The organism is Marinococcus tarijensis (assembly GCF_054971385.1).
On the sequence record NZ_JBQOJA010000014.1, the window covers coordinates 70,907 to 82,538 of the forward strand.

The 11,632-nt window shown below is 46.8% G+C and carries 11 protein-coding genes and 5 tRNA genes; 2 read left to right on the forward strand and 14 right to left on the reverse strand.

Annotated features, from left to right (window positions below):
* Positions 1–8: 8 nt before the first annotated feature.
* From ACTTK7_RS09755 to ACTTK7_RS09820, 14 genes are all read right to left on the reverse strand, one after another.
* On the reverse strand, positions 9–779 hold the full coding sequence (locus tag ACTTK7_RS09755; protein WP_462867782.1) for a DUF92 domain-containing protein: 771 nt from the start codon (positions 777–779) through the stop codon (positions 9–11).
* A complete protein-coding gene (locus tag ACTTK7_RS09760) occupies positions 769–1,332 on the reverse strand; it encodes a 5-formyltetrahydrofolate cyclo-ligase (protein WP_462867784.1) in 564 nt (187 codons plus the stop codon). Before ACTTK7_RS09760 ends, ACTTK7_RS09755 begins: the two co-directional genes overlap by 11 nt.
* Before the next feature lie 85 nt (positions 1,333–1,417).
* A complete protein-coding gene (rpmG, locus tag ACTTK7_RS09765) occupies positions 1,418–1,567 on the reverse strand; it encodes a 50S ribosomal protein L33 (RefSeq protein ID WP_079476821.1) in 150 nt (49 codons plus the stop codon).
* Between the two features lie 185 nt (positions 1,568–1,752).
* A complete protein-coding gene (locus ACTTK7_RS09770; protein WP_462867786.1) occupies positions 1,753–3,876 on the reverse strand; it encodes a peptidoglycan D,D-transpeptidase FtsI family protein in 2,124 nt (707 codons plus the stop codon).
* Positions 3,877–4,018: 142 nt separating this feature from the next.
* Positions 4,019–4,630, reverse strand: a complete 612-nt coding sequence (locus ACTTK7_RS09775; RefSeq protein ID WP_091611828.1) for a superoxide dismutase — start codon at positions 4,628–4,630, stop codon at positions 4,019–4,021.
* 365 nt (positions 4,631–4,995) lie between these two features.
* Positions 4,996–5,088: transfer RNA gene (locus ACTTK7_RS09780), tRNA-Ser, on the reverse strand.
* A 29-nt stretch (positions 5,089–5,117) separates the two neighbouring features.
* A tRNA-Ile gene (locus ACTTK7_RS09785) sits at positions 5,118–5,194 on the reverse strand.
* A 24-nt stretch (positions 5,195–5,218) separates the two neighbouring features.
* A tRNA-His gene (locus ACTTK7_RS09790) sits at positions 5,219–5,294 on the reverse strand.
* Between the two features lie 21 nt (positions 5,295–5,315).
* Positions 5,316–5,392: transfer RNA gene (locus tag ACTTK7_RS09795), tRNA-Met, on the reverse strand.
* A 1-nt stretch (position 5,393) separates the two neighbouring features.
* Positions 5,394–5,468 (reverse strand) — tRNA-Asn (locus ACTTK7_RS09800).
* Positions 5,469–5,547: 79 nt separating this feature from the next.
* Positions 5,548–6,030 carry a DUF456 domain-containing protein gene (locus tag ACTTK7_RS09805; RefSeq protein WP_462867788.1) on the reverse strand — a complete coding sequence of 161 codons (483 nt, stop codon included), beginning with the start codon at positions 6,028–6,030 and terminating at the stop codon, positions 5,548–5,550.
* 89 nt (positions 6,031–6,119) lie between these two features.
* A complete protein-coding gene (locus ACTTK7_RS09810) occupies positions 6,120–7,751 on the reverse strand; it encodes a Na/Pi cotransporter family protein (RefSeq protein WP_462867790.1) in 1,632 nt (543 codons plus the stop codon).
* A 193-nt stretch (positions 7,752–7,944) separates the two neighbouring features.
* Positions 7,945–8,592 carry an NfeD family protein gene (locus tag ACTTK7_RS09815; RefSeq protein ID WP_462867792.1) on the reverse strand — a complete coding sequence of 216 codons (648 nt, stop codon included), beginning with the start codon at positions 8,590–8,592 and terminating at the stop codon, positions 7,945–7,947.
* Positions 8,593–8,785: 193 nt separating this feature from the next.
* Positions 8,786–9,685 carry a DUF1002 domain-containing protein gene (locus tag ACTTK7_RS09820; protein ID WP_462867794.1) on the reverse strand — a complete coding sequence of 300 codons (900 nt, stop codon included), beginning with the start codon at positions 9,683–9,685 and terminating at the stop codon, positions 8,786–8,788.
* Positions 9,686–10,000: 315 nt separating this feature from the next.
* Here ACTTK7_RS09820 and ispG point away from each other — a divergent pair, with 315 nt between their 5' ends.
* Together ispG and ACTTK7_RS09830 are read left to right on the forward strand one after the other, a co-directional pair.
* Positions 10,001–11,128 (forward strand): flavodoxin-dependent (E)-4-hydroxy-3-methylbut-2-enyl-diphosphate synthase, encoded by a 1,128-nt coding sequence (gene ispG / locus ACTTK7_RS09825; RefSeq protein ID WP_079476828.1) that lies wholly within the window; start codon positions 10,001–10,003, stop codon positions 11,126–11,128.
* Between the two features lie 154 nt (positions 11,129–11,282).
* Positions 11,283–11,632, forward strand: a 350-nt coding sequence (locus tag ACTTK7_RS09830; protein WP_462867796.1) for a transposase family protein, incomplete at its 3' end; no start/stop codon positions are given.

The following is an 11,632-nucleotide window of genomic DNA, read 5'->3' on the forward strand; positions in this document are numbered from 1 at the left end:
AGGCGAAATCAAAAGGAAAGGAAAGAAACAATGTACAGCACTACAACCACTATACCGCCTCCAAAGGAGCTTAACGCATTCACAGCGTTGTTTGTCATCCATGGAATGCCCGAGGCGTGAATGGTTGCCCTTCCATGATGGACTTTGGCTTCCGTATAGGTTCCACATACGCTGCAACGATTCATCCGTTCTGCGTAGGCTCCGAGAAAGGTATCAATAAAGCAGCCGCATACGCCAGCAGCACTTACAGCAATAAGCATAAAGACGTTCAGCTCGGAAGAAATGAAATAAACCACCCCTCCCACAAGCAAAGCACCGCCGAAAGCCCCCATCGTTCCTGCTCCGGAAACCGCTCCGGAAAAACCGTTTTCTATTCGTTTTCGGCTGCGCACGTGAAACGGCCGGCCACCAAACCGGCGGCCGATCTCTGACGCCCACGTATCCGCATTTGACGCCGCCGCTGCACCAACAGCAGCGGCTAAAAACCCTTCCCACGATACAATGCCGTACAAAGCAGCAAATATAAGCATCGGTCCTCCATTCGCCCATACCTGCCCGCTGTCCCGCTGTTCCTTTTCCTGGTTATTCAGACGGGACAGGACTGTTGAACTCACAAAAAAAGTGATCAGGGCTGCTGTTCCGGTCCACCCTGTCCACGTATAAATAAACGTGCCGAGCACTCCGGCTGACAACGTGCCGGCAAGCGTTAATGATCCTTTTTGCCAGATCACCAGCAAAAACAGCACGAATGCTAAACCGAGCGCCGCTTCAGTCCACATGAATAAAACCTTCGCTGCTGATGAGGGTTTGTACCGGCACGTCGTGCGCTTCCACCGGGATACGATCCTGAAGCTGAAAAGGATGAATCAGGGCTGCCGTGGAGAAATCTGCCCGATTTAAAAAGCGGTCATAGTATCCGCCCCCAAATCCAATGCGGTAGCCCTGCCTGTTAAATACAAGGCCAGGTACAAGAACAAGGTCAAGCTGCTCAGGAGGCACGAGGGGACATATATTTTTTTTAGGCTCGTATATCTGGCCGATAGTACGCTCGAGCTCCCCGAATTCCTGTATTTCATAAAAATCCATTCCCCGCTGTTCAGGCTCGACTTTAGGCACACACATCCGTTTTCCCTGCTGCCATCCAGTCTCAATAATCGGGCCAGTATTTATTTCATTTTTAAGTGAAACAGTAACAGCAATTGTATCCGCCTGTTTCCAGCCGCTCCATTGGAATAAATGCTCGTAAATCCTTTTTTCCGCTTTCAGCCGGTCATTCCCGGAAAGAGCCTGATACATGTCATTTACCTGCTGCCGGAGCGTATGTTTATTCAATTGCCTTCCCCTCCCGTGTCTTTTTCCTGTTAGAATGCTTTAAAGACAAAAGAAAAAGCAGCTGGGAGATGTAATCTCCTGCTGCTTATTTCGTTTCGCGATGAAGAGTGTGCTTTCCTAAACGAGGAGAATATTTGTTCAACTCAATACGCTCAGGGTTTGTGCGTTTATTTTTGCTGGTGATGTAATTACGGTCACCAGTCTCTGTGCAGGCAAGCGTTATTTGTACACGCATGTGATTCCCTCCCTACTTTCGTACATTTTTCATACTTAGTAATACTATCAGATTCCTATTTGTGCTTCAAGCCTGTGATGTTAGTTTTTCTCAGGAAAGTTAAGAATATTTTTTGTAAAAGCGGCAAATCAGTAAAAAGTGATAAGAATAAAACGACCTTACCGCCGTGTTTCATCCCGCCGGAATTACTGTTCTTCTCCGCCATCGCCGGATTCTTCCTCATCTTCTGAGGTTTCTTCGTTGTCTTCCGCGTTCTCATCGTCTTCCTCATTTTCACCTTCAGCTTCGTCTTCGCTGTTTCCGGCGCCCGGACGTTCTTCTTTCAGGTTCACATATGCCTGCATCGTATCGGCGGCAATGCTGTTGGCGATACCCGAGCGTCCACCCTCATCACTTGAATAAACGTTAGGAACGACGACCGCAATCGCAATCTCCGGGTCTTCATACGGGCCGTAAGCGATAAAGGTCTGGTTGTTTACATCTACTAATTCATTATCACTTTCCCTGCGGACACTGCGCTCGGCCGTACCGGTTTTCCCGGCAATTTCCATATTTACGTCTGTGAAATAGCTGTCTGCGGTTCCAAGCTCTGTGTTTACCACATCGTACATGCCCTCCTGGGCAATATCAAAGTATTCTTTATCAATATTGACCCGGTTCAGCATCTCTGGCTCAAACTGGTGAAGCACCGCCCCCATTTCATCGGTATTACGGTTAGGTTCACGAATTTCTTTTACCAGGTGCGGCTCCATCCGTTTCCCATCCGAAGCAATAGTCGCAGAATACTGCGCCAGCTGCAGCGGCGTGTACGTATCCAGCTGTCCGAATGAGAAGTAAAGCAGGCTCCCCGCCTTTGCTCTTCCAGCGTTAAGACCTGTGGATTCTGATGGGAGATCAACGCTAGTCTCTACTCCAAGACCGAACTGATGGTAATAGTCTCTCATCGTCGTGTACGCTTCATCAACTTTTTTCTCGTTAAACCCATTACCATTTCCAATTTCATAATCCATCAGCCGCATCGCAATTTCGGACATAAACACGTTGGAGGATTCTTGAATAGCGCCAACAACATCAATTGTGCCGATCTCATGAGAAGAACTAATTGTCGGGCTATTTGGCAGTTTAATCGGACTATCATTGATTTTCGTATCTTCTGTGATAACTTCCTCCTGAAGACCGATCATGCCTGTGGCCGGCTTGATCGTCGAACCCATCTCGTACGTATTGGTCACGTTTCCGAGCTGATCATCATAGCCATTCATGGCGAGTATTTCCCCGGTATTCGGGTCGATCGCTGTTACATATGCCTGCTGGTCGTTTGGAAACGAGCCCTCTGACTGCCCCATCTGATTATCAAGTATCGTCTGTACTTCCCGCTGCAGATCCATATCAATGGATAGCACGAGGTCATTGCCACGGCTTCCGTTATTTGTTTCCTCGGCGTCATTATCCTCACCGCTGACGGTTCCCTTTTTGCCCCTCAGGGTGTCTTCATAGTATTCCTCGAGAAAGCTCTGGCCAACCTCGTCGGAACGCTGATACCCTTTAGCAAGGAATTCGGTTACGGTTTCTTCAGGGATTGACCCCACCTTCCCGTAAAGGCTCTGGAAGGCCTGCGTATACTGATAGTCACGTCGGAAGTCCCTTGTTACATCCACGCCTTCAAGTTCGTCGAGACGGGCGCTGATCGCTGTGGCCTCTCCTTCTGTCAAATCCCGTTTGACGCGCTGAGGCGAGTCATAGTATCCGGAAATCATTTCACTCCAGATGGCTACAACTTCCAGCTCTTCGTCACTGATATCATTCAATTGCTCCTCTGTAATCCGGTCGAGCTGTACTTCATATGGATCTTTATCGTTTTCCATCAGCCGCTCTTCTTCTTCGTCTGAGACAAGCTCCTCAGCTTCATTTTCACGCGTTAAAAGCCAGTAGTCCTGCAAATTTCTTTCCGGCATGCTGTCACGGTTTGTTTCCTCTTCATCAAATTCGATCAGTTCAGCCAGTTCTTCAGCCGTCTGGAGGCGTTCTTCGTCCTCATAGCTTCTCTGGTTTGTATACGTTAAAGTCAGAATAAGATTATTATCCACCAGCTCGGTTCCATTGCGGTCATACATAATTCCACGCGGGGCATCGACCCGGCTCGCCGATGTGGAGGCCGTTTCATTTACCTCCTCTTCATACGTATCACCTTCAACGATCTGTACGTATCCAAGCCGCAGGATTAATATTGAAAACAATATAAAAACAGCGAAAAAAAGAACGTTCAGCCGAAAAGGAATGGAAGGTTTTTTATTTTTTCTGGAAGCCACACGCAATCCCTCTCTTAATATATGTAAGTTTGCTTGTTTCCAGTTAAGTATAGCATAGAAAAAAGCCGATGCCGAACTTCCACTCTCTTCCTAAACAGAAAAAAACCGTTCCCGGTTTCCGGGAACGGAGTCTTCGAATATATTATTTGGCTGCCTGATAGTTCTTTTCAACTTCGTCCCAGTTTACAACATTCCAGAATGCTGCTACATAATCTGGACGACGGTTTTGATACTTCAGGTAATACGCGTGCTCCCAGACGTCCAGGCCGAGGAGAGGAGTTTTTCCTTCCATGATCGGGGAATCCTGGTTGAGCGTGTCCATCAGCTCAAGCTCGCCGTTGTTTAGCACGAGCCACGCCCACCCGGAACCGAAACGTCCAACAGCTGTTGCGCCGAATTCTTCTTTGAACTTGTCAAAGCTTCCCCATTTGCTCTTAATGGCATCTGCCACTTCGCCTTTTGGTTCGCCGCCGCCATTAGGGCTGAGAAGCTTCCAGAAGATGGAGTGGTTGGAGTGGCCGCCGCCGTTATTTCTTACTGCGGTACGGATATCTTCAGGTACAGCGTTCAAATCGCTGATCAGTTCATCAACGCTCTTGTTTTGAAGGTCGCTGTGATTTTCCAAGGCTGAATTTAATTTTGTCACATACGTGTTATGGTGTTTATCATGGTGAATGTTCATTGTCTGCTCATCGATATGAGGCTCCAATGCGTTTGGTGCGTAAGGTAGATCTGGTAGTTGATGTGTACTCATACAAAATGCCCTCCTTGAAAGTTCTGGTCGTTTGTTCAAAGTGACTTTGCGATAATTTAGTATACAAAATTACACTTAGTCTACTTTCACTCTACCAAAACAATTCTTATTTTTCAAATCGGCTTTCTGCTTTATTCAAACTAGAAAGCCTGCCACGGATGATTATTCCCTTTTGATTCTTCTTTAAACATAAAAATCCTGCAAGTTTTTCCTGCAGCCGGCAAAACCAAATAATCAAATCCGGCTCTATTGCCGACTGACTCCCGTTTCGGGCGGAGCTTCCTTCAAAATAAAAAAACTTTCCCGTTCAGGACGGAAAAGCTTACTGCGCAGTTATATAAGAATTGATATTTAAATAATAATTATGGCGGAGGAAGAGGGATTCGAACCCTCGCGAGCCGTAAAGCTCCTAACGGTTTTCGAGACCGTCCCCTTCAGCCGTACTTGGGTATTCCTCCAGATAATATTTACCCACTGCTTCTTAAAGTGGTGGACCCTGTAGGACTCGAACCTACGACCGGACGGTTATGAGCCGTCTGCTCTAACCAACTGAGCTAAGGGTCCTTAAAAGCATTACAGACAAAAAAATGGGGCGGTTGATGGGAATTGAACCCACGAATGCCGGAACCACAATCCGGTGCGTTAACCACTTCGCCACAACCGCCGTATGAGTATGTAAATATATTGGTAGCGGCGGAGGGGATCGAACCCCCGACCTCACGGGTATGAACCGTACGCTCTAGCCAGCTGAGCTACGCCGCCATGGCTCCGCAGGCAGGATTCGAACCTGCGACCAATCGGTTAACAGCCGATTGCTCTACCACTGAGCTACTGCGGAATGTGTTACTGCCGTTTTTACGACAGTAATTACTATATCATTTCCCTAAAAACGCGTCAAACAGATTTTTGTATTTCTTTTAAACAAGAATTATTATAATATAAATGGCGTTCACTAGCAATATACCGCCCTTTATAACAACACTTGCGACAAATCCGCCAACGGAACCTACCCCAATTTTACCAAGCTGCTTCCACGATTTCTGGCCGCCGATTAATTCTCCAATAACGGCTCCGGCAAGCGCACCGATCAGAATACCGGCGACCGGAATAATAAACGGCCCGACGACCAGGCCGATCAGGCTTCCCCAGATGCCGTATTTTGTACCACCGCTCCGCTGGATGCCATAATAATTAGCCGCGTAGTCAATTACAAACAGCAGAACAGCAATGATTGCCTGAATCACCCAGTATACAACACCGATATCCGTAAACCCGTAGCCCAGGGCAAACATCAGAGCTGCCGCTGCATGAAAAATCCCGCCCGGAAGAATCGGATAAACAACCGCGACCAGCGCCAGCGCGTAGCAGGCAAGCCCCAGTAAATACCAAATTAGTTCCATACGTGCCTCCCTTTGCAGATATATTGTTATTCTATAGCCGCTTTTCTCCCGATATAATCAATAAAAAAGAAGGAGGACCGCCTCCTTCTTTATGAAACCTCCCGGTCATCCAGTACTGTTTCGGCAATGTTTACCGAATGATCGCCAATACGTTCAAGGTTACTGATCATGTCGACAAACACAATACCTGCAGATCCGGAGCATCGTCCTTCATTCAAACGGAGAATGTGTTTTTTACGAAGCTTCCGTTCCATCTTATCAATGTCTTCCTCCTGTCTGGCAACCTGCTGGGCAATTTCATAATCATCTTTTTCAAGCGCTTCAACAGCACGGTTAAATGTACTGATCGTCAGCGTAAACATTTCATTTAAATCTTTGTACGCTTCCTCTGACAGCGTTACCTTGTTGGTCAGTTGATAGTCCACGAGCTCCATTATATTTTCAATGTGGTCGCCAACACGTTCAATGTCACGGACGGTGTCCATCACCACAGAATGCTTACGTGAATTTTCTTTAGACAGGGACCGTGCAGAAATACCGATCAAATAATCCGTAATGTTTTTATCAAGATTATTGATGGCTTCTTCGTAGCGCACGAGTTTTTCCGCGTCTTTTTTATTTTTTGTTTCCAGATAGCTTTCGCTTTTCCTTAAGCCTCTTCCCGCATAGTCGGCCATCCGGAGAGTTTCGAGCTTCGCCTGGTCCAAAGCGATCGCCGGAGACTGGTAAATAAAGCTTGGATCCAGGTGCTTCGGCTTGTATTCAATTTCTTCGTCACTTCCAGGGACAAGCTTGGTTACTATATAAGCAAGAACCCCGACAAACGGCAGCTGTATAATCACGTTCGACATATTAAATATACCGTGCGCAAACGCAATTGTCATCGGCTGGTTTAAATTAAGCGCCTCCTGCAGAAAACCAATAAAAGCCGTATAAGGAACAAGCAGAATAAGGATAATCGTTGCTCCGATCAGGTTAAAAATGACGTGGGTTAAAGCGGTACGCTTTGCTGCCACAGAAGCGCCAATAGCCGCAATAACTGCTGTGACGGTGGTGCCTATATTATCCCCAAAAAGTATTGGAAGCGCTGCTTCCAGTGATATCGCATTTTGGGTATACAGTTCCTGAAGCAGCCCGATGGTCGCTGAGGAACTCTGCAGTCCTACTGTAAAGATGACCCCTACCAATAATCCTAAAAGCGGGTTGTTACTCATGCTGATGGTTAAATCGTTAAATGCCGGCAGTTCTTCAAGAGGAGCTACTCCGTCCCCCATAAGTGAAAGCCCGAAAAACAGAGCCCCAAAGCCGAAAAAAGTTTGTCCTATGTTGTTTACCTGTTTGTTTTTAAAGAAAAAGATCAGTACTGTACCAATAAATATAATCGGAAGAGCATATTCTTCGAGTTTAATCCCGATAATAAACGCCGTTACCGTTGTTCCGACGTTTGCTCCCATAATAACGCCGATCGCCTGCCGCAGTGTCATAAAGCCGGCGCTTACGAGCCCGACTGTAAGTACTGTAGTTCCTGAGCTTGATTGAATAAGTATAGTTACGATAATCCCGACCAGTACGCCCATAAATGGGTTGGAGGTGAATTTATCCAGAAGATCCCGGAGCCTGTCGCCAGCAATTTTCTGCAGACCGTCGCCCATGTATTTAATCCCGAACAGGAATATCCCCAAACCACCAAAAAAAGTAAACAAAATCGTTTGAATATCCAAACTCTACATCCCCTTAGTCGCTTTATGAATTTTGGCAGTTTTTTGCCGCACCCAATCTATTTTTAAAGTAAATTGAGTGGTTTGTAAAGGAAATATTGTTTTTTCCCAAAGTTATTTAACTTTTGTTTTTTCCCGCAAAAAAAGAGCAAGCCGAAGCTTCCTCTTTTTACATGAATAGCCTTTAATATGGTAATTACTGTTCTTTTACAGCTGTCTCAAGACGCTTGACGCGGATGCGCGTCCCATCGACAGATGTTACTTCGATTTCTTCTTCAGCATTCAGCCACTGATCGCCGCTGGTGGCACTGTAGCGTTCTCCTTCAATATCAATCGTCCCCGTCGGACGGAAAGGAGTAACGGTGGTCCCCGTTTTGCCGACTAGTCCACCGTACGTCTGATTCATAGAATTATAGCCCTGTTCGCTCGTCAAACTGTCCTTTAGCATCAGCTTCGACCACAGATCGCGGCGGGGAAAAACCTTCAGGAAAAACATCGCTGAGATAGCCCCGGCCAAAAAGCCGAAAATAACGAGTACTCCGTATATGATAGTAGGAGTCGGCACAGCGATCGATACTCCCATTAGCAAAAGACCTACAATAGAGACAGTTCCGTCTCCTATAAGCTTTCCGTCAAGCAGGATCAGCCCAAGGCCGGCTGCATATAATACAAGCACCCAGATACCGGCTGCCCCTTCAAGATGATAGGAAAAGAATAAGACCATAAAGGCTGTTCCCAGAATAAAAAATAAGCTTTTGGACTTAACTAGAAACTCTGAGATTAAAAACATCGTTCCAAGAAAAACGACAATAAAGCCGACACTCGGGTTCGCTAACCATTCCATTATATATACTCCCTTCCATAAACTTCTGTAATCACTGACTAATGCGGCTCGTAAAAGCTTGGTAATCATATATACGCGTAAACACCCGTAATCGTTTCACAATTATTGTAACTCTTCTGTCTTCAGGTTGTCAGCTTTAAGCGTCTTCTTCGCGTAAAAAAGAGGCCACGGGGCCTCTTTTCTTTTACTAATATTATGCTGATTCTTCAGAGTCGTTGTTAAACCATCCCTGCACGGAATCAAGCATCTGTTCGAGGAAAGCAACGATGCGCGAAAGGAAATTCTGCGTATCTTCACTGTTTACAAAGCTGTCGATGTTTTCCGAAGCTTTATCAAGCTGGCTCTCCATCTGCGACCAGTCGATATTTAAATTCTGCATCCGGTCAAATAGGGAAACAAGCTCATCTGTCTGCTCTTCGCTCAGTTCAATATTCATATCGCCTGACACATTTTGCACAATGACCCGAATATCTTCCGTATTATTAATCTCCGTATTGTTTATTTCCTGCTTAATCTGTGTAATCAGTGTTGTTGCTTCTTCTTTGCCGATATCTTCGCCAAGCTCAGCAGTTTTGGCAATCTCTTCGTTTGCCACCTGTTTTTGATCCTCAGATATATTGACATTGTTCTGCTGTTCGTAAGCTTTTAAAATTCCGGTCAGTGCTGCCGTTCCGGATACCTCAAACGGAGCTGTCACGTAAACCTCTGCATCCTCCACGCCCGCTGTTGCCAGCGCGTTTGCATACATTCCTTCTGTAACTGTATCTATTTTGTTCGTTTCAATATCGATGCCTTCCCCGTCTTCAGCTGCAGTAATCCTTGCAGAAGATAACGCGCGCGAGCCAATTTCAGAGCTGCTTAAATAATCTCCGAGATACTGGTATTCTTCTTCATTTGTGACCTCCACAACCGGTACTTCACCCTCAGTCACATCCATCTCTTCAAGCAGAGAACTTTTTTGATCTGAAGACAGGTCCTGACCGAGCGTCACCGTTACATCTCCTGCTACAGCGTCTGCTGACGCCTGCTGACTTACCCCAAGAACCCCTAACGTAACTACCCCGGCTGCTAATGTCTGCTGCCACCACTTCATTATGCTCAACTCTCCTTCTTATGCCCTTTCATTTCCAATCCTATACTTTAATGACCAATATTTTTATATTCGTCGCATCTATAGTCGTAAGCCCGGAGAAAAGGTTACACCATCCGCACTCTTTCGTTAGTTTCTCATCATTTTACAAATTACCGGCTTTTGTACTTCCGATTTCCGCTCTCTGGAAGCAACTGCTTGCCAAGAGTACACACCCACTGATACAATTACGATGTGTTATAGACCACTGTCAACTATTGTTGTTACATTAGACGAGGCACGAAATAAATTCACCAATATAAAGGGGCGAATGGATACATGAGCCAAATAACCCACCGCAGCGAAACCCGAGCAGTCAAAGTAGGTAATGTGACGATCGGTGGCAGTAATGAAGTAGTAGTACAAAGCATGACCACAACAAAAACTCACGATGTGGAAGCGACCGTCGCAGAAATTCATCGCCTTGAAGAGGCCGGATGCCAGATTGTCCGCGTCGCATGCCCACAAATGAAGGATGCTGAAGCAATTCCGAAAATTAAACAGCGCATCAATATTCCGCTCGTTGTCGATATCCACTTCGACTATAATATGGCCTTGAAAGCTATTGAAGGCGGCGCTGATAAAATCCGGATCAATCCGGGCAACATCGGAAAACGGGAAAAAGTGGAAGAGGTTGTTGAGGCAGCCAAAGCCAAAGGCATTCCGATCCGTATCGGTGTAAACGCCGGATCCCTCGAAAAACGGATCCTTGATAAATACGGATATCCAACCGCAGACGGAATGGTCGAAAGTGCTCTTTACCATATTTCCATCCTTGAAGAGCTCGGCTTTTACGATATCATCGTTTCAATGAAAGCTTCAGACGTGCACCTGGCTATTGAAGCTTATGAAAAAGCGGCTCAGGCATTCAGCTACCCGCTTCACCTGGGGATTACTGAATCAGGCACTCAATTCGCAGGCACGGTCAAAAGCTCTGCTGGACTCGGTGCTATTCTGAGTAAAGGAATCGGAAGCACACTGCGCATTTCCCTCAGTGCCGATCCGGTAGAGGAAGTAAAAGTCGGACGCGAGCTGCTGAAAACATTCGGCCTCGCATCCAACGCAGCTACTCTTATTTCATGTCCGACCTGCGGACGTATTGAAATCGATTTGATCAGCATCGCCAATGACGTGGAAGAATACATTTCCACAATTAAAGCTCCGATTAAAGTAGCCGTGCTCGGCTGCGCGGTTAACGGCCCCGGCGAAGCACGAGAAGCCGATATCGGTATTGCCGGTGCAAAAGGCGAAGGTCTTCTTTTCCGTCACGGGGAAATTATCCGCAAGGTTCCGGAAGAAACCATGGTGGAAGAGCTAAAGATCGAAGTTGATAAAATTGCTGAAGAGCACTACGCTAAAGAAGCAGAAAAAGAACGGGAAGCGAAAGAAAAAGAACTGACAAATTAAGCTCTCGACGCAAAAAGCTCCACCCATTAAGGGCGGAGCTTTTTTTGTTGGCTCTATAATATTTGTTGGGGTTGAAGCACAAAAAAACACGCAGACTCCCATATCCGTTATACTTGCGTCGACGAAAACCAAGCAGGATAGGAGTTGCGTGCATATGAATCATAACATAACGATCCCCGGCCTCCAAGGGGTAAGGGTCCTCCACACCGACGAGCGGGAAGGCGTGGTGCACCTTCAGGTGGAGGTACCCCGGAAACGGTCCCGGTGCCCGTCCTGTGGCACATGGACCCGCCGGGTCCATGATTACCGGTGGCAGCGGGTCCAGCATACGGCCTGGTTTGAACGGCCAAGCGTGCTTCATTATCGCCGCCGGCGGTACGCCTGCCCCTGCGGGAAACGCTTTGCCGAAGCCAATCCCCTGGTGGACCGGTATCAGCGGCACAGCCGGGAATGGAATCAGGCCCTCGGCCTTCGGCTGGTCACCGGCAAGAACTTCACCGATAC